Genomic DNA, 18,183 nt, shown 5'->3' with positions numbered 1-18,183 from the left:
AGCCATTTTGTGTTTTGCCTTTATTTTGTTTTTATTTGGCTGGGCGCTTGTACATATTTTGCAAACTGAGCATTCCTACGCCGCCTGTAACTAGAAATACACCAAATAATTGAATGAAATCTAGCTTGTTTCCCAAAATTGTAAAGGCTAAAAACGTAGTAAATACGGGACCACTAGCACTAACAATCGAGGCTTGGGCAGCACCCATAAGCTTTGTGCCAAAACTAGTAAGCAGATAACCACCCAAAGTAGTTAGAGCAATTAGGAAGCACATGAACACCAAGGAGCCATTCAAAGAAATGGATGACAGGGTAAATGGCATAGTCCCGATACATAGCAAGAGAATGATCGCAAAGTTAATGGATGTAAAGGACACAGGGTTAAGCTGTTTGAAACAGGCCTGTGAAGTAATGATATATCCTGCAAAAGAAATACCTGAAAGCATTGCAGCAATTACTCCCCATGTATCAGGTTTATTAACTCCAAATACGTTGTAGGTCAGCATGATGCCCACATAAATTACTCCGATCACCATCCACCGATCTTTGCTGGGGCGATCGCCAAAGAGTAACCAAGCCATGAGGACGGTGACAGTAGGAAATATAAAAAATAAAGTGACTGCCAATCCGGGGTTCAAAATGCCAAGAGCTATGTAGATAAAGGCAAAAGAGCAAAATTGTAATAAGGCGCTAAAGGCTACCCGCCACATTAATAAACGACGGTTAGGCATCATAAGCTGCTGAAAATCGCGAAATACATCAACCCGAAAGATAGTTTTGGCGACTATCCACATAATGGGGGTGGCAAAAAGCATCCTCAACAGCAGCAACATAAACGAGTTCGGCACACTCGCCTTAATTAATCCCCCAAATTGAAACAGTCCAAAAATATTGGAACTAGAGAAGATCACTCTTACTAAAATATTCTGTAAAGATAGGACTACCGAAGCTCCCAGAACCAAAATAAAGCCAAACCACCAATCATTAAGGCGCTTAGCAGGGGGAGCTACATTGGTGGTGGGTTCGGAAGACTCAAAGGGTGCTGTGGGTTCTTCGACGTAGGGACGAGTATCATTTTGGTCGTATTGCCGAAACTGAGCGCTATTAAATGTCGGGATTTGGATTTGACTGTAGTTGCCATTCCCATTGGGTTTGGCTGGTACTGTGCTATTGCTGCCGATCGCCCCTGTAAAATTTGAAGTCCCCGTAAAATTTGTGCTGGGCGGGTTGCCTCCTGCACCGCCATAGCGATCGCCTGAAGGTCGGCGCAGATATTCGTCAATTCTTTCCACCAGAGCCGAAAGCATTAACTCACCTTGCTGACGCTGGGTATACATTCTTTGCATCTGATCATCAAGATCGCGCTGATAGGTATCCACATCTCGCTGCAAGGACTGAAAGGTAGTACGGATCGCACTATCAAGATTGAGCATTAGTTGCTCAAAATTTTGAGAATGGTCATTGAGGACTTGAGAATTAGTCACGATTACATCATTTTTGAGGTGATAGGTAATCGCTTGTGCAAGTTGCTCGATCCATTGCTGACGCTGGATCTCCTGTTGATTCATCCCCTGCTGTGCAACCGTTAGTACCTCTAGCTCTTTGCGTTGAGACTGGAGGCGCTGAATGTCATCAGTTAAAGCATTTTTTTGGGCTTGTAAAATTAAAATTTCACGGCTGAGTTTGCCCAAGATATTTGCCCGCAGATCTGACAAGTCCTTGGTGACTCCCGCGAGGGTCTGCTCGTAATTGCTATTACTACGAATATTATTACTCTCCATTGAAGAAATCACCTCGTAACAATGCCATCTGAAATAAAGCTAGGGACTATGTTTGGCACTACTTTGTTATTGATTGGTCTTGGTTGCGTCTAGTTTGCGAACTTTATAGCACTAATTTGAGCATCTGGCATATTTTGTTTTGTGAGTAAGCCTAACAAATATCATATTTTTGTGAAATATAAATATCGTAGAGGGCTTCGTTACCCAAAATCCAGTCAAGTCGTTAGCTTAGCGTAAGTCCTAGTAATCTATGCTTGAGTTTTAGCTTGATGCATAGCATCTAGCCATTCAATCAAACTATCAAGTTGCTTATCGTGGGAGAGAGTGCCTATCCCTCTGACAGTGACATGACCTTTACTATAGACAAAGCGCGATCGCAAATGACTGGGAAGATGCTCATGGAGTAACTTCCATGCGGGTTCTTCCATTTTCGATTCGAGGACAACGTGCTGCTTGCCTTCGGGCTTGATGCGGGAGAAGCCGATGCGTTTGGCAAGCAGCTTTAGTTCCATCACTTTAATCAACTGCATCGCTGGTGCGGGAACCTTGCCATAGCAATCATTCCATTCTTCGATGATTTGAGTAAGTTCGCGGCGGCTGGTAACCGCAGAGATGGCACGGTAGGCGCTCATCTTGCGATCGCCATCGGGAATATATTCCGCAGGGATAAAGGCGGTAATCGGTAGATCGACTTGGGTATCATCGACTTCAGGAATTTCTGAGCCGCGGATTTCGGCGATCGCTTCTTGGAGCATTTCCATATAAAGATCGAAGCCGATCGTGTTAATTTGTCCTGATTGTTCGGAACCGAGGAGATTGCCCACACCACGAATTTCCATATCGCGCATCGCTAACTGATAGCCTGACCCAAGATGGGTAAACTCTTGAATCGCTTTAAGACGTTTTCGCGCCACATCGGTGAGTTCGCCTTTTTCTTGATAAAAGAGCCATGCGTGGGCTTGAATCCCTGCACGACCGACGCGACCCCGCAATTGATAAAGTTGAGCAAGTCCAAAGCGTTGAGCATCTTCGATAATGATCGTATTCACACGCGGAATATCTAAGCCTGATTCGATAATCGTGGTGCAAATCATCATGTCGGATTCGCCACTACTGAAGCTAAGCATGGTGGACTCTAGCTCTGACTCAGGCATTTGTCCATGGGCGATCGCCATGCGAACTGAGGGCAGCATTTCATGGACTCGCGCTGAAACCTCGTCAATATCATCAATGCGCGACACTACATAGAAAATTTGCCCACCGCGATCGAGTTCTTGGCGGATAGCGGCGCGAACTAGTTCGGAATTGTAGCGCGATAAATGCGTCATGATTGATCGCCGCGATGGCGGTGGTGTCGTAATTAGGCTCATTTCGCGCACCCCAGACATAGCCATATAGAGGGTTCTGGGAATGGGCGTTGCGGAGAGCGTCAGCACATCCACTTCCGTTTTCATGGTTTTGATTTTCTCTTTTTGTGCCACCCCAAAGCGTTGCTCTTCATCAATTACAAGTAAACCTAAATCCTTAAAATCTACATCCTTGGATAAAAGTTGATGTGTACCGACAACGATATCTAATTCACCCGTTTTCAGCTTGCGGATAATCTCTTTCTTTTCAGAAGCGCTTTTAAAGCGATTGAGTAACGCAATATTCACAGGATAGGCGGCATAGCGTTCTTGTAAGCTGTGGTAATGCTGCTGCGCGAGGATAGTCGTGGGAACGAGTAGCGCCGCCTGTTTCCCAGAAGTTACTGCCTTAAAAATCGTGCGAATCGCAACTTCTGTTTTACCAAAGCCAACATCACCGCACACAAGGCGATCCATCGGACGCGCACTTTCCATATCCTGCTTTACATCCTGCGTTGCCTTCAACTGGTCAGGAGTTGCTTGGTAGGGAAAGGAATCTTCCATTTCCTGTTGCCAAGGATTATCGGGCGGAAAAGAATATCCTAATTGTTGCGATCGCTTGGCATATAGTTCCAACAAATCAAAGGCAATCTTCTTAATTGCTTTCTTTGCTTTAGCGGTGCTATTTGTCCAAGCCTTGCCCGTCATCTTGTGCAGTTCGGGCTTCGCCTCATTCATTCCCCGATAGCGCGACAGGATCGACATCTGATCGACGACGACGCGCAATAAGCCATCGGCATATTTGAGAACCAGATATTCGCGAGTTTCCTTATTGACCGTCAACTTCTCTAATTTGACAAACTGCCCGACCCCATGATTTTTGTGAACCACATAATCCCCTGGGGAAAGCTTGTTTAAGTCCACCTGCTTTGATGCGGCTCTGCGGCGCTTGCGGACATAATTGGGCGTACCGAGAGCGTGCTGTCCAAAAAACTCGCGATCGCTAATTACGGCAATGCGATAAGTGGGCAATACAAACCCTTGAATTTCGGCAATGCCTGAATATTTCAAAGCAACGGCGATGCGGAGGTTATGGGTTTTGTCGATCGCAGGATAATCGCGGACATTGGGAATAAATTGAGCTTGGCAATCATGCTCTTGTAATAGAGCCACAGTACGCGAAGGTTGCGCGGAAATGAGAATGATTTTGTACTTTTGTTCGCGATAGTCACGGATGGTTTGGGCAAGCTTCCCAAATTGGTGGGGAATCGCAGGAACCGAGCGAGTAGACATATTTACGCCACGATTTTCTTCGGCAAGTTCAAAAACATCGAGGCGATAGAATTTAGTAATTTCTGTTAAACAGTCGGCAAAGGCGCGATGGAGTTTGCCCTCACCCCCAGCCCCTCTCCCAAAGGAGGAGAGGGGAGACAATTCTGCGGCGGATTCGTACCAGCGATCGCAATGGGCTTGGCATTGTTCTAACTCATCGATTACTACCAAACATTGCTCTGGATTGGGTAAATAGTCGAGGATGGAAGCACTAGATAAGGGATGAACCGCAAAACCTTTGGCACTAAATTCATCTTCAGCGTCCTGATCGGGAAATTCTAAACTCCCTAAAATATGCCCGTAACTAATGGGAGTTAGTAAAACGGAAGGAATACTATCTAAGGCTCGTTGCGTTGTCGGCTCGAATTCGCGAATTCTCTCAATCTCATCGCCGAACCAGTCAATCCGCACAGGCATTTCGCTCGACACAGGGAAAATGTCGATGATATCCCCACGCCTTGCCCATTGCCCTTCAGTTTCCACGGTAGAAGCGTTTTCATAACCCATGAGCGTGAGATTTTCTGCCAAATCCCGCAGCTTAATCTCACAGCCAACTTCTAGTTGTGAGCAATAGTCATTAAATTCCTGCGGACTAGGTAAATGTTTCTGTAAAGCGCGATCGGTTGCCACGATCGCCATTTTTTTCTTTTCCCCTTCCTGCTGATCCCAATCTGCTAAATCCGCCAACACCTGCATTTGTCCCCAAATCACCTCTGACTCTGGCTGATATGGCTCATAGGGCAACATATCCGAAGTCGGATAGTAATGCACCGTTGCCCAGCCCATCGTTTCTAGCTGCACCGCCCAACGTCCTGCCTCCTCAATGGTGGAGGTAATCACCAGCATGAGCTTTTCTTCTTTTTGGCTCAGGGTCGAGCTAACCAGTCCTTTAGCGACTCGCGATAAGCCTGAAAGGGTAAGCTGGCGCGATCGCACCAGTTTACTCTCTAGTTCATCGGTGAGAGGCGATCGGATTAATGAACGGATGACGGAAGAAAAGGGCATGGGCTAAGGAATAAGATGGGAAAATGGCAACTTTTAAAAGTTTAGCAATTATACTCCCTTGCCAAGGAGTGAGGACTTTGCCGTAAAACAAAGAACCAAATTTTAGATGGGGCAGCTTCGCCGCCCCATCTAAAATTTGGTTCTTTATTAAATTAATGGTGCAGGACAAAGCCGCGCACCAACAATTACAAATAGAGATAAAGATTTACTTTTAGCTAATTTGAGCGTAACTGCTCTAACTCAGATCGTAAACTTGCTAGTTGCTGGGTGAGTTCTGCAATTTCATCCCGCATACTTGCTTTGACCTTTTGATTGGACTTTTCGGAATCAGGATCAGATGCATTCTCATCAACAGTTTTGGCGGTAGTCGTTACGGTGGTTAAACCTGTTGAATCTGTTTCTGTACTTGCCTTACCACTCACCTGTTGAGCAATAAAGCTATCTACATAGCTACGAGCCTCTGCTTCAGTGGTAACGCCTTTTTCGGCAAGGGTTTGGGTGATTTCCTCAAAACTCCGCCCTAGTATTTTAAGGTTCTCTTCGCGTTTGATGGGGTCTTGGATTACTTCAATTAATGATGAGGTTGCGCCTAATGTAACGTAGTAGCCTCTTTGCACAAGCTTTTCTAAGTCGATGGTATCCATAAAACTCCTGCAAATGTGTAGTTTTGTAATATATTCTAACCGATCTGTTTAGGTCAGTTGGTGTAAAAGTTGGAGGTTTAGGGCAGAGCATTACCGTATTGAGCGGATCTGAGAATTGATAGATTGTGGCGGTAATGCTTTGCCCCTACGTGAATTATGGAAATAAAATCATGTCTCGAAAACCTCGCGAACTCATTGCTGGCTATTGCTATCACATTACGGTGCGATGTAATAATCGCGAGTTTCGATTGATTCGTGATGAATGTCGGAAGGTGCTGCTCTATGGGATTCAAAAATTAAAAGAGAAATATAAGCTCAAGCTTTACGCGATCTGCATCATGAGCAATCACATTCATTATTTGCTCGAACCTGAAAACGTGGATGAGTTGCCAAAAATTATGCACTGGCTGAATTGGTATACTGCCATGTGTTTTAACAAAATGCTCAATCGCACGGGGCATTTCTGGGAGAAACGATATCACAGTACGGGGTTTGCGAATAGCGATCGGCAGAGGGCTTTGAATACGTTGCGATATATCCATGCGAATCCCAAGGCGGCGGGATTTCAGCGCGGATTTTTTTATGATTTTAGTAATTATGGCAGTTATGAACGGTTGACCGATGACGGTTTGACAGAGTGGCATCCTGCTTTTTTGGCTTTGGGTAAGAGTTTGCAGGAATGTGCGGAGCGTTATAAAAAGTTTTGCGAGAAGTATCGACCGAAGCCAAAACCAGAAATTAAAAGAAAATGGGGTAACAAGTTACTGGCGGGTTTGGGGATTGCGCGGGGCAGCCCTAAGAAAAAGTGTAAAGGTCAGATGGGGCTACCTTGGGACAGTTGGGAAGCAGAAAATGCGGCAATTTTGGCGGTGGCGATCAAATTTGTGCAGGCTAATGCTCTGAACCCGAAAATTGCTTTGATGATGTTGGGGTAACAAGGAAAAAGTTAAAAGGCAATAGGAAAAAGTGGAGATTCAGATCCCCGACTTTTTCTGCACTAGCAAAGACCATCTGTAAATTTACAGAAAAAGTCGGGGATCTTGGCTTAAAGATTATTCACCTTTCCTTTTTCCTTTTTCCTTGCCTCTGGTGACAGGTAACAAAAGTCCTGGAAGGCTGATTATGTCGTAGAAATGGGATTGTAACAAAAGCTTAATATTGAACTGTAATCGTTATCTGCTACAGTTCACAAGTCTCGATGCGAGAAAAGAACCCCTCGCACTTCCACCAACCCCACATACACGGGGAGGTGTCCCTTCACACACATAAAATTATTCTTAAAAAATTGATCGGGATAGTCTACCCATTTACCCTCGCTTTTCCATGCAGTGCGATCGCAAAATTTATCCCAAATCTCATCACTCGGATAACTAAAATCTAGCTTACCACCCAACTCGACATAAATCTGCTTCTGAACGCTAAAGCCAAACTCAAATCCATGTTTCTTGCTATATTCCACCCACAGGCGATCTAGAGTTAATAAATCCTCGCAAGGGAAATTTTTAATATCTTCTGCTCTCACCCATCCCTCTTCCTCTCGCTCCGTCACCTTAAGTATCAGTTCCCAAGTTTCCTGATCCGCCTCATACCATTGCTGATTTTCGAGATATTCTTCCAATTGTTGATAGAGAGAATTTTTAACCTCAATTTCTACCGCTTGTAACTGACGTTGTTCTTCTAGAGCTTGTAAATCCTTTTTGACATTTGCATCAATCTGCTTCCTCGTTTCCTGAGTGCAAGCCAAAGCCAAATCGATCGCCCCTGCATCTAGCGCGGTTTTAATTAGATTGCTAGGTTTCTTAACCTTACTCACATACAACAAAATTACCTGCTTCCACCAATCATCGTGGAAATGTGAATGCAGAATACTTTCTTGATTGGTGCGAATAATTTCCATTGCCGCTAGAAACTCTTGAAAACTTAAATGTGAAAACTCCAGCTCGTCATCTTTCTGTACTAGCAATTCACTAATCTCTTCTACTTGTTTGAGAAACTCATTCGTCTCAACAGTTTCATCCTGTATGGACAAATAATCATCTAGTCTCGCTATCAAAAGCTCACGATCTATCCGTTCCTCCTTTTGCTGCATCATCTCTAATGCCAGCATTTGCAAGATTACTTGTGCATCGCCATCCGTGAGCATCGTCTCTAACTGCCGCGCCATGGGACGATCCTTTAATTGCAACTTACAGATTTCCTGATAAAGATCGCCTCTCCGTTTAGGGAGTTCCGCACTTGGATAGCAACGATGAAACCGAGCAATCATGGTCAGCAACAAGGGATTACTTGCTAATTTTGTTAATTCCTCACGATTAGCAATTTGCCCTAACAACTCATTTGCCGCATCCGTTGCTTCTTTGCGAACTGCGGGAGAGTCCATTTTGCCACAGCCATAATATTCTTGACACCAATACCATTTATTCACAAATTCCTGAATCTGCTTGATCGTAAACGGCTGAACATGAAACACTGATTTTAAATCTAATCGATCATCATCAAAACCTTGTTCAATATATGCTTTGGGACGTGATGACAAAATAAATACTGACTTAGGATAGTTCCGCATTTGCGTGTTTAACCACCGAGACAACAATGGGCGCTGTAATTTAGGAACCTCATCAAATCCATCCAACAAAATCATCATCCTGCCTTTATTGAGCAAATCCCGCGCCCAATTTGTCGGCATTTGCAAACTAGCATTCAGGCTAGGAAGATGATGCTTCTCGATGATCGTTGGTAAATCTTCAGGATTTTCTTGCGTGAGCAAATCACGATACTTCCGTAATAGCAACAACACAGGTACAAAGTGAGGTACGTCATGCTTTTGATTTTCATTCTGTTTATTGCGACATAGGCGATAGGTAACATGGCGCAAGAGTGTCGTTTTACCAAAGCCGCCCCAAGCCAAAATCGCAATTTGCCGATAAATCGAATCATTTTTTGCTTTTGCTAACAGTTCCCAAATATCAACCGTGAACCTATCCTCTAAGTCTTCTTGATTAACTTCTTTATTAAAGTTTTCAGATCTCATTAACCTAGCTAATTTCTGCTCATTGCGAAATCCCGCCGTCCCCATGTTCAAATTCAGGCTCAATCGCACAAACACATCCTCTAACATCGGTGTGGCAATGCGATCAATTTTGCCAACCCCCTCAGTTCTACAAAGCTCACAATCCGCTGCCTGTGCCTCAAAATAGCGATCCTCAACTGAGGTTACTTTTGCAACAACCGCTCCACCAACATGACTGATCCCATCATTGATAGCAATACCAAGTCTGTCTAAGCGTTCTTCAGTCCCCTTATGAATAGGTTGCAGCAATTTCGCAGCATAGGAAATACCTACACCAATGACTGCTGAAGCGATCGCTTTAGGAATATCACTCTCCTTAAACAATATCCAAAATGCATGAACACCACCAATGCCCACCCCACCTGTTTGCGTCGCCTTAAATAAAAGATCAACAATCTGTTCCTGCAAGGTTAGTTTTGATTTTGATTCTGGCTCTTGAGTCATGGTGCTTAGGGCGATCGCCTATTCAATATATTCTGTTACCAAATTTCCGCAAGACTCAAAACAAACTCAGGTAAGACATCTTCCCCAGAGAGAGAATTTGGATTTTGCAAAACTTCCTTAGACTTCCCAATACGATAAACTTCCACTTCACGATCTTTGCGATTAATCAGCCAACCAAGCCTTGCACCATTATCTTGATATTCCTGCATCTTCGCTTGCGTAACCTTCAAGTTATCGCTAGGCGACATCAATTCAACTACAAAATCTGGACAAATGGGCGCAAACTTAGACTGTTGCTCGGTCGTTAGTGCTTCCCAACGCTCTTTCAAGATCCATGAAGCATCAGGAGAGCGATCGCTCCCATTGGGGAGTTTAAAACCCGTTGACGATCCAAAAATAAAGCCTAACTTAGTTTTACGATTCCAAATTCCTAGATCTGTAGTAATGCTGGCACTTCGCATCCCTGTACCACCACCTTCTGGAGCCATAATTGTGATATCCCCTTGAGCATTTCGCTCCATTCTTAGATCGCTATTTTTGCGACAGAGTTGAAAAAACTGTTCATCTGTAAGTTCAATAACAGATTCTAAGCTGATCGTTAAAGAATTCATAGTTTTAGGTAAGGTTTTGAGCCTACAGCCCGATTTTATCACAAGCGCTGAGTCATGGTCTTTGGGGCGATCGTCTGTCATGCTCTGAACAAAACCAGATAATATTTTAAAAGCTTTGCAAAATCAGGGCTTTTAAAATATTATTTTTTGATTTTTATGAATGCAACTAGAGAATTAGCTAGTCTAGATCTATTAGAAGAAAAAATTATCTTAGTGGATGCTAGCGATCGCCAAATTGGAATTGCTGAAAAATTACAAGCTCACCGTGAAGGTTTATTACATCGAGCATTTTCGATTTTTGTATTAAACTCGCAAAGGCAGCTTCTGCTCCAAAGACGTGCCAAGCATAAGTACCACTCAGGAGGACTCTGGACAAATACCTGCTGTAGCCATCCTCGCGATGAGGAAACAACTTTAGCTGCCGCCCACCGTCGTTTGCTAGAAGAAATGGGCTTTGACTGCGAACTGCAAGAATTATTTAGCTTTATCTATCGAGCCGAATTAGATAATGGCTTAACTGAGTATGAATTTGATCATGTATTTGTCGGATATAGCGATCGCCAGCCCACGCTCAACCCAGAGGAAGCCGATGCTTGGAAATGGATAGATTTAGACTCTTTGCAAGCAGATATCAAACAACATCCCGAATCCTATACCTATTGGTTGCGCGATTGCTGCGATCGCTTCATTGCTGAACTAAGATAATTAAAACTAGCCTTCGGGGCTAGTTTTAATTATGGAGGAATCTATGGATACTTATTCAGATGAACAGGTTGATCAAATTCTTCGTTATGCTCTAGCCAAGAGACCTAATGGGCAAAACCTAACTAAAAAGCAGGTATACGAAATAGCCTCAGATATGGGGGTAAGTGAAACTGACTTTCTAGCCGCAGTGCAGGAATGGCAATCCACCCAAGGGGTGCGTAAGGAGCAAGTGGAATTTGATAAGTATAAGAAAAAATCTTTTCAGTCAAATGTTCTTAAATATGCGATCGTTAATTCCTTTTTAGTCGCCTTGAACTTAGTGACCTCTGGCAAAATTGGTTGGGCTGTTTATCCACTATTATTTTGGGGCTTAGCGGTAGCGTTAGACGCTTGGGGAACCTATCAAACTGATAGCGAAGAATACGAAAAGCAGTTCCAAAAATGGCAACGTAAGCAAAAACGTGATCAACTCACGGCGCAAATTACAGGCAAGTTAACCACCAGTCTCGAAGATTGGCTTAAATAATACCAAAACTAAAAATGGCTGCGCCATTTTTAGTTTTGAAAAACTTTACTGGGTTTGGTTTTCTAGCAATTCACAAAAGTGTTACAACACTTTTGTGAATTGCTAGAAAACGTTACTTTACTTCCCACCCAAGAAATAGTGGTGCGGCGCGAAGCGCCGCACCACTATTTCTTGGGTGGGAAGGAGAAGATAGGTTAACGATCGCGTAACACCTCATCTCTACCAAATTGATGCGTTACGTTGCACTAACGCATCCTACATTTAGTTACCCATTTGGCGACGTAGAGCTTCTAGTTCTGCATCGATCGCTGCTCCAACTGTTGGCTTGGAGGCATCCGATGGAGGTAATGCACCTTGAGGGGCAGGGCTACTCGTCAACATTTTGGCTTTGAGGGCGGCGAGTTCATCATCAACACCACTACCAGCCTCTAACTGAGCAAACTGAGATTCGAGATTGTCCATCCCAAGCTCAGAACTTGCACTAGCCTTAGCCTCAGCCATTAGCACGCGCTCTTCCATTCTCTCAAAAGTTGCTGCCGCAGAGTTAGTATTGACTTTGCCGAGCATGTTATTGAGATTCTCTTGAGCCTTAGCCGATTGCAAACGAGCCTTGAGCATCTCTTTCTTGGTTTTTGCCTCAGAGATCTTGCCTTCGATCGCAATTAGATTTTTCTTAAGAGAATCTACTTGAGTGGTTTGCTGATCCAAGCCAACCTTTAAAGTGGCTGCGGCATCAGCATGGGTTTTCTTGCGACTTAGAGCTTCTCTGGCTAGGTTGTCATCCCCCTTTTGAAGCGCTAGCATGGCACGCTTCTCCCATTCTTGGGATTGGGTTGCACTTTGATTATATTGTTGCTCTTGGCGTTTGAGGGCTGCCATTGACTGTGCGACGGCTTGGCGCAATTGCACCAAGTCTTCTTGCATATCAATGATTGATTGCTCCAGAATTTTTTCAGGATCTTCAGCAGCCGTAACCATTGCATTTACATTGGACTTGACCACCATACCAATGCGATCGAGTAATCCCATAATCTTGTCCTTTGCGTTAGGGAGTAAATTGTCTACATACTATCATGAACAAAAAACATCGGCGTTGCTGTGCATCACCGATGTTTATCTTATATAGCAGCTCCGGGATTTGAACCCGGGACCTACGGATTATGAGACCGTCGCTCTAACCACCTGAGCCAAGCTGCCGCATTTGTTAATATAACACATCTAATGTAACTATTTTGCAATATAGCAATGTAAGTTTTGCTTAGGACATAAAAACCCAAGAATTAGTGTGGCGGCGCTTCGCGCCGCCACACTAATTCTTGGGTGGGAAGGGAGTAATTAACTCTAGTAATTCTGCTTCTGAAAGGCAGGTTACGCCTAAAGATTGGGCTTTGTCGAGCTTAGAACCTGCCTCCTCGCCGACCACAAGATAATGCGTTTTTTTGCTGACGGAATCTGTTACTTTGCCGCCTGCGGATTTGATCAGGGCTTTAGCCTCGTCTCGTTTGAGGGTGGGTAACGTACCTGTGACTACAAAGGTTTTACCTGCGATATGAGGATTTATCGCGATCGCCTGACTTTCTTGCATTGTGTTTACAAATTGCAAACCTGCGTCTTGAAGTTTTTGGATGAGATCTTGGTTAGCACCTTTACGAAACCACTCATAAATAGATTGAGCGATTTCTTCGCCGATCCCAAAGATGGACGCGATCGCCTCTTTACTTGCACTTGCTAATAACTCCACATTGGGGAAATTATCGGCAATATTCTGAGCGTTTACACTACCCACATGACGGATGCCTAAGCCATAGAGGACTCGCGCCCAAGGTTTGGTTTGGGACTGGGCGATCGCCGCAATAATTTTGTCGGCAGATTTTTGTCCCATGCGATCGAGGGTTTGCAATTGTTCGCTCGTGAGGGCATACAAATCGGCAACGGAAGTGACATGATTTTCCGTAACTAATTGTTTAACCAATTTCTCACCAATGCCATTGATATCGAGAGCTTCACGGCTGACCCAATGCTCGATCGCACCCCGCACAATCGCAGGACATTCAATATTAATACAACGGGTTGTGGCTTCATCTTCAGGTTTGAGAACGGGCTGACCACATTCGGGGCAGTGGGTAGGCATCACAAAACGGTTCGCCCCATTAGGACGCAACTCAGGCAAAATCCGCACTACTTCAGGAATGATTTCCCCTGCTTTCCGCACGATCGCTGTATCACCGATATGGAGATCTAATTCTGCGAGGCGATCGCTATTGTGTAAAGTTGCCCTAGAGACAGTCGTACCCGCAAGGAGAACGGGGCGCAATTCGGCAACGGGGGTGAGAGTGCCTGTGCGCCCCACTTGCACGGTGACAGCTTCAATTACCGTAGGCATTTCTTCGGCGGGATATTTCCAAGCGATCGCCCATCGAGGAGTTTTTTGCGTGAAGCCCAGTTGTGCTTGTTTAGAGAATTCATTAAGCTTAATCACCATGCCATCGGTCATGTAGGGAAGTTTTAGGCGTTCGGTTGACCAATAATCGTAATAGTCTTGTAGTTCTTGAATAGATTTGCAGAGTTTTTTATTGGGATTAACGCGAAATCCGATTTGCTGGAGAAATTCTAAGGCTTGCCATTGAGAAGAAATATCAGGAAGATTTTGCGAAGCAAAATCTTCCTGATTAATATGAATTGTATAGGCGAAAAAATCGAGACGACGTTTAGCAACAATGCGTGAGTCGAGTTGGCGGAGTGTTCCTGCGGCGGCGTTGCGTGGGTTAGCGAATAAGGCTTCGGCTTGTTGCGATCGCTCTTGGTTAATCTCATCAAATACGGCGATCGGGAGGAATGCTTCACCACGAATTTCTAGGCGATCGGGAGGATTCTCTAGATTGAGTTTTAAGGGAATGGAACGAATGGTTTTTATATTGGTGGTAATATCTTCGCCTGATACGCCATCGCCTCTAGTTGCACCTCGCACTAGTATGCCTTGCTCGTAGGTTAAGGCGATCGCTGATCCATCAATTTTTAATTCACAAACACTATCGAGAAATTCTTGCTTTTCTAATCCCTTTTGACAGCGTTCTTGCCAAGTAGTGACATCACCAGATGTAAAGGCATTTTCTAAGCTATAAAGTGGAACATTATGCTGCACTGAGACGAATTGGCTAACGGGCTTTTCGCCGATGCGCTGGGTGGGGCTGTCGGAGGTGATTAGCTGGGGATATTGCTTTTCGAGATTCAGTAATTCATGGTAGAGCGCATCATAAACTGAGTCCTCCATCGTTGGAGCATCAAGGGCATAGTATTCATAACTAGCCCGTTGCAAAATCTTCCGCAGTTCTACGGCTCTTACTTGCAGAGTGTCTAGGGGTGAACCTTGGGAGCTTTGAGGGTTTGGAGCCATTGCGTTTCGATATCTTGCGAAGACAATTTTGTATAGCTATATGACTAATCCTAGCAAGTTTTGCGAGAGCTACTTAATCTTAGATTTTAAAGTTACTCTAATTACTTACCCATCTTGTTCTTCGCACAATCGCTATAATAATATGGGCTTTTATAGATATAAAAACTTTAGTAAAACTCATGGCAACGTCTCCCTACGGTTCTTGGAAATCGCCGATTAGTTCCGATTTGATTGTTTCTAGTAGTATTCGTCTCGGCGCGATCGCCATTGATGGTGGTTATGTCTATTGGAATGAAGGTAGACCAACAGAAGGGGGGCGTAATGTGATTATGCGCTACGACAGCGAAGGTAACTATCGCGAGATGACCTCGGCAACCTTAAACGTGCGATCGCTAGTGCATGAATATGGCGGTGGTGAATATTTGGTAGATGATGGACGGATTTATTTCTCGAACTTTAGCGATCGCTGTATCTATCGCAAAGTTGGCGGCGGTTCTTGTAAGCCTTTGACTAGTGAAAGTGCCTATCGTTATGCGGATTTTGTGTGGAGTCGGCTCTATGGCAAATTGATTTGCGTGCGTGAAGACCATACCGCAGAGGGCGAACCGATTAATACCTTAGTGGCGGTAAACACCAGCAATGGGGAAGATATTCAAGTCTTAGTTAAGGGTGCAGATTTCTACGCTTCGCCTTGCTTGAATTCTACGGGTGATAGGCTGGCTTGGATTAGTTGGAATCATCCAAATATGCCTTGGGATGGAACAGAACTATGGGTTGCCGATTTAGTAGAAACGGAAGTAGGGGTTCTTGCAATTCAGAATCCACAATTAGTAGCTGGTGGTGAGCAGGAATCGATTTTTCAGCCTCGATGGTCGCCCGATGGCAATCTCTATTTTGTTAGCGATCGCACTGGTTGGTGGAATCTCTATCGCGCCGCAGATGACCTTACGATTCAAGCTCTAGCACCGATGGAAGCGGAGTTTGGTTTGCCGCAATGGGTGTTTGGGATGTCTACCTATGACTTTACTGGGGATGGTAAAATCCTCTGCTCCTATACGCAGCATGGTAAATCCCATTTAGCCATTCTCGATCCTGCCAATCTCCAAGCAGGTTTACAAGAGATTGCATTACCCTTTACTTCCATTTCAGGCATCCATTGCGAAGGCAATCACGCTGTCTTTCACGGTGGCTCGGCAACTGAATCGTCGGCGATCGTTTTGCTAGATGTCACCAAGGGAACTTGGCAAAAAGTACGGAATGCTTCTGACCTACAGCTTGACCCCGCCTATATTTCGGCGGCACAGGCTGTGGAATTCCCTACGGAGAATGGGAAGACGGCTCATGGTTTATTCTATCTGCCAAAAAATAAAGACTTTCAAGCGGAACCCAGTGAGAAACCACCGCTATTAGTCGAAATCCATGGCGGCCCGACCGCATCCACTTCAGGAAGTTTGAGCCTTGGCATTCAATATTGGACGAGTCGCGGCTTTGCGGTGCTAGATGTCAACTATGGCGGTAGCACAGGCTATGGTCGCGAATATCGCGATCGCCTCAAGGGCAATTGGGGAATTGTCGATGTGGATGATTGCGCCAATGGTGCGAAATTCCTTGCGGATAAGGGTTTAGTCGATGGCGATCGCTTAGCGATTTCGGGCGGCAGTGCGGGTGGTTATACTACCCTTTGTGCTTTGACCTTTCGCGATGAGTTTAAAGCAGGGGCAAGTCATTACGGCATTTGTGATCTCGAAGCTCTTGCCACCGATACCCATAAATTTGAATCCCGCTATCTCGATAGTTTGATCGGTAAGTATCCCGAACAAAAGGATGTATATATTCAGCGATCGCCGATTCATTTCACCGATAAGCTATCCTGCGCGATCGCCTTTTTCCAAGGCTTAGACGATAAAGTCGTGCCGCCCAATCAAGCGGAAATGATGGTGGAGGCTTTACGCAAAAAGGGTTTACCTGTTGCCTACGTTCCCTTTGAAGGCGAGCAGCACGGCTTCCGTAAAGCTGAAAATATCAAACGGGCGATTGATGGCGAGTTCTATTTCTATTCCCAGATTTTTGGATTTACCCCTGCGGATGAGATTGAGGCGATCGCAATCGACAACAAGTAGATAAATGCGGGCAAAGCTAGCATTTATCTACTTGTTGTCAATGATTCTTTTTGAAATAAGAATGTTAATGGATAGCTCGGATTTGCGGCAAATCCGAGAATGCCGCGATCGCGATGTTCGTATATTAATTTGCCTTCAGCATCGAATAGGAATGTCGCTCCCCGCTGAGTCATGTATGAGGCATCAGGGACATAGCCGTTCCAATTGCCTAGAACTTCCGTCATGTTTCGTAAGCGGAGGGTGGCAAGCTCAAAGGGACGCTGAAATCCTGAGCCCCCAGCCCACTTAAAAAAAGAACCTTTTAAGGGTGGTAAGGGTGATGCTTTGATGACTTCCTCATCGGCAATTAATTGTGGTGCATGGCGATCGCCTTTATATCCCCGAAAAACTTCCCTTAATGTGCCTTGGCTACCAATCCCCGCACACATCAGCATCAGGTTTACCCATGCGCTTTGTCCCGAAGATAGCAAGGGAAACTTAGTGGTTAGTCCAGCATAGAGCTTTAGCTGCCGATGCAGTTCTCCTGTGTGATCCATAAACATCCAACTAGGATCGAAACCTGTAAATTTACAGAAATATTCTCCCGATTGGCGATCGCCTATGCCTACAGCCCTAACTGCAATTCCTTCAGCTTTAATTCTGTCAATTTCCCTTTGAATCCACCAGATATATTCGAGGCTATCGAAGTCGCCTAGTTGAGGTAGTACTAAAATTAATTTGCGCGAAGTTGATGGGCAGTGATCAAATATTGAGGCGATCGCGCCATCACTTACCCGTTGTCTTTGAGTTTTACTCAGGATTTCGTAAATATCTTGAGACATAGTTACCATAAAAAACCCATAAAAAAGCCGTTACTCAATGGTAACGGCTTTTTTATGGGTTTCTAACAGAAGACTACCAGCTAGACTTAACTACACCGGGGAGCAAGCCTTGGTGAGCCATCTCTCTGAGTACGTTGCGGCATAGACCAAAATCTTTGTAATATCCGCGAGGACGACCAGTCAACCAGCAACGGTTGCGATGACGAGTGGGATTGGCATTACGAGGAATTTGTTGTATTTCGCGGTGCACTGCAACTTTTTGTTGTTGTGTCAGTTCAGGACTGGCAAACTTTTCTTTAAGTGCTTCTAACTTAGCTGCATATTTTTCAGCTAATTTGGCGCGTTTTTTCTCGCGCTCGATCATGCTTTTCTTAGCCATTTAGGT

Annotated in this window: 14 protein-coding genes and 1 tRNA gene; 5 read left to right on the top strand and 10 right to left on the bottom strand. The window is 44.7% G+C overall.

The window, feature by feature from the left end; translation table 11 throughout:
* Positions 1 to 31 precede the first annotated feature (31 nt).
* Together H6F42_RS15075 and mfd are read right to left on the bottom strand one after the other, a co-directional pair.
* The gene (locus tag H6F42_RS15075) at positions 32 to 1,780 is read right to left on the bottom strand and encodes a DMT family transporter (RefSeq protein WP_190400178.1); all 1,749 of its coding nucleotides are present in this window, start codon (positions 1,778 to 1,780) and stop codon (positions 32 to 34) included.
* A 248-nt stretch (positions 1,781 to 2,028) separates the two neighbouring features.
* Entirely contained in the window at positions 2,029 to 5,304 is a 3,276-nt protein-coding gene (gene mfd / locus H6F42_RS15070) for a transcription-repair coupling factor (RefSeq protein WP_242018460.1), read from the bottom strand.
* On the opposite strand from mfd, the gene H6F42_RS21955 reads away from it, so the two are divergent.
* Positions 5,303 to 5,470 carry a hypothetical protein gene (locus H6F42_RS21955; RefSeq protein ID WP_242018459.1) on the top strand — a complete coding sequence of 56 codons (168 nt, stop codon included), beginning with the start codon at positions 5,303 to 5,305 and terminating at the stop codon, positions 5,468 to 5,470. The genes mfd and H6F42_RS21955 overlap by 2 nt on opposite strands.
* A 208-nt stretch (positions 5,471 to 5,678) precedes the next feature.
* Here H6F42_RS21955 and H6F42_RS15065 read toward each other — a convergent pair whose 3' ends face one another.
* Entirely contained in the window at positions 5,679 to 6,107 is a 429-nt protein-coding gene (locus H6F42_RS15065; RefSeq protein WP_190400176.1) for a hypothetical protein, read from the bottom strand.
* A gap of 170 nt (positions 6,108 to 6,277) precedes the next feature.
* Between H6F42_RS15065 and H6F42_RS15060 the strand changes: the two genes are divergently transcribed.
* On the top strand, positions 6,278 to 7,042 hold the full coding sequence (locus H6F42_RS15060; protein WP_190400175.1) for a transposase: 765 nt from the start codon (positions 6,278 to 6,280) through the stop codon (positions 7,040 to 7,042).
* Between the two features lie 251 nt (positions 7,043 to 7,293).
* On the opposite strand, the gene H6F42_RS15055 is transcribed toward H6F42_RS15060, so the two are convergent.
* Together H6F42_RS15055 and H6F42_RS15050 are read right to left on the bottom strand one after the other, a co-directional pair.
* Positions 7,294 to 9,621, bottom strand: a complete 2,328-nt coding sequence (locus H6F42_RS15055; RefSeq protein ID WP_190400174.1) for a GUN4 domain-containing protein — start codon at positions 9,619 to 9,621, stop codon at positions 7,294 to 7,296.
* Positions 9,622 to 9,656: 35 nt separating this feature from the next.
* On the bottom strand, positions 9,657 to 10,232 hold the full coding sequence (locus H6F42_RS15050; protein ID WP_190400173.1) for a Uma2 family endonuclease: 576 nt from the start codon (positions 10,230 to 10,232) through the stop codon (positions 9,657 to 9,659).
* A 156-nt stretch (positions 10,233 to 10,388) separates the two neighbouring features.
* Here H6F42_RS15050 and idi point away from each other — a divergent pair, with 156 nt between their 5' ends.
* Together idi and H6F42_RS15040 are read left to right on the top strand one after the other, a co-directional pair.
* Positions 10,389 to 10,937, top strand: a complete 549-nt coding sequence (gene idi, locus H6F42_RS15045; RefSeq protein ID WP_190400172.1) for an isopentenyl-diphosphate Delta-isomerase — start codon at positions 10,389 to 10,391, stop codon at positions 10,935 to 10,937.
* 43 nt (positions 10,938 to 10,980) lie between these two features.
* Positions 10,981 to 11,463, top strand: coding sequence for a 2TM domain-containing protein (locus tag H6F42_RS15040; protein WP_242018458.1), 483 nt, complete (start codon positions 10,981 to 10,983; stop codon positions 11,461 to 11,463).
* A 261-nt stretch (positions 11,464 to 11,724) separates the two neighbouring features.
* Here H6F42_RS15040 and H6F42_RS15035 read toward each other — a convergent pair whose 3' ends face one another.
* The 3 genes from H6F42_RS15035 to ligA form a co-directional block, all read right to left on the bottom strand.
* A complete protein-coding gene (locus H6F42_RS15035; RefSeq protein ID WP_190400170.1) occupies positions 11,725 to 12,492 on the bottom strand; it encodes a PspA/IM30 family protein in 768 nt (255 codons plus the stop codon).
* 94 nt (positions 12,493 to 12,586) lie between these two features.
* Positions 12,587 to 12,660: transfer RNA gene (locus H6F42_RS15030), tRNA-Met, on the bottom strand.
* Between the two features lie 112 nt (positions 12,661 to 12,772).
* Complete coding sequence (gene ligA, locus H6F42_RS15025) at positions 12,773 to 14,857, bottom strand: NAD-dependent DNA ligase LigA (RefSeq protein WP_190400169.1); 2,085 nt, start codon at positions 14,855 to 14,857, stop codon at positions 12,773 to 12,775.
* A 179-nt stretch (positions 14,858 to 15,036) separates the two neighbouring features.
* Between ligA and H6F42_RS15020 the strand changes: the two genes are divergently transcribed.
* Entirely contained in the window at positions 15,037 to 16,977 is a 1,941-nt protein-coding gene (locus H6F42_RS15020; RefSeq protein WP_190400168.1) for a S9 family peptidase, read from the top strand.
* 23 nt (positions 16,978 to 17,000) lie between these two features.
* On the opposite strand, the gene H6F42_RS15015 is transcribed toward H6F42_RS15020, so the two are convergent.
* The gene (locus H6F42_RS15015; protein WP_190400167.1) at positions 17,001 to 17,798 is read right to left on the bottom strand and encodes a peroxiredoxin-like family protein; all 798 of its coding nucleotides are present in this window, start codon (positions 17,796 to 17,798) and stop codon (positions 17,001 to 17,003) included.
* 73 nt (positions 17,799 to 17,871) lie between these two features.
* Positions 17,872 to 18,177: a 30S ribosomal protein S14 gene (rpsN, locus tag H6F42_RS15010; protein WP_190400166.1), complete on the bottom strand. Its 306-nt coding sequence runs from the start codon at positions 18,175 to 18,177 to the stop codon at positions 17,872 to 17,874.
* Positions 18,178 to 18,183 lie beyond the last annotated feature (6 nt).

Source organism: Pseudanabaena sp. FACHB-1998 (assembly GCF_014696355.1).
Lineage (GTDB): Bacteria > Cyanobacteriota > Cyanobacteriia > Pseudanabaenales > Pseudanabaenaceae > Pseudanabaena.
The sequence above is the reverse complement of the archived record's forward strand: the minus strand, read 5'-3'. Positions and strand labels throughout refer to the sequence as shown.

Coding starts and splice junctions, on each gene's coding strand:
- H6F42_RS15050 (WP_190400173.1), bottom strand. CDS start 10,232: ATGAATTCTTTAACGATCAGCTTAGAATCTGTTATTGAACTTACAGAT.
- H6F42_RS15055 (WP_190400174.1), bottom strand. CDS start 9,621: ATGACTCAAGAGCCAGAATCAAAATCAAAACTAACCTTGCAGGAACAG.
- H6F42_RS15015 (WP_190400167.1), bottom strand. CDS start 17,798: ATGTCTCAAGATATTTACGAAATCCTGAGTAAAACTCAAAGACAACGG.
- H6F42_RS15060 (WP_190400175.1), top strand. CDS start 6,278: ATGTCTCGAAAACCTCGCGAACTCATTGCTGGCTATTGCTATCACATT.
- H6F42_RS15020 (WP_190400168.1), top strand. CDS start 15,037: ATGGCAACGTCTCCCTACGGTTCTTGGAAATCGCCGATTAGTTCCGAT.
- mfd (WP_242018460.1), bottom strand. CDS start 5,304: ATGCTGGTGATTACCTCCACCATTGAGGAGGCAGGACGTTGGGCGGTG.
- H6F42_RS15075 (WP_190400178.1), bottom strand. CDS start 1,780: ATGGAGAGTAATAATATTCGTAGTAATAGCAATTACGAGCAGACCCTC.
- H6F42_RS15040 (WP_242018458.1), top strand. CDS start 10,981: ATGGATACTTATTCAGATGAACAGGTTGATCAAATTCTTCGTTATGCT.
- ligA (WP_190400169.1), bottom strand. CDS start 14,857: ATGGCTCCAAACCCTCAAAGCTCCCAAGGTTCACCCCTAGACACTCTG.
- H6F42_RS15035 (WP_190400170.1), bottom strand. CDS start 12,492: ATGGGATTACTCGATCGCATTGGTATGGTGGTCAAGTCCAATGTAAAT.
- H6F42_RS15065 (WP_190400176.1), bottom strand. CDS start 6,107: ATGGATACCATCGACTTAGAAAAGCTTGTGCAAAGAGGCTACTACGTT.
- idi (WP_190400172.1), top strand. CDS start 10,389: ATGAATGCAACTAGAGAATTAGCTAGTCTAGATCTATTAGAAGAAAAA.
- rpsN (WP_190400166.1), bottom strand. CDS start 18,177: ATGGCTAAGAAAAGCATGATCGAGCGCGAGAAAAAACGCGCCAAATTA.
- H6F42_RS21955 (WP_242018459.1), top strand. CDS start 5,303: ATGAGCTTTTCTTCTTTTTGGCTCAGGGTCGAGCTAACCAGTCCTTTA.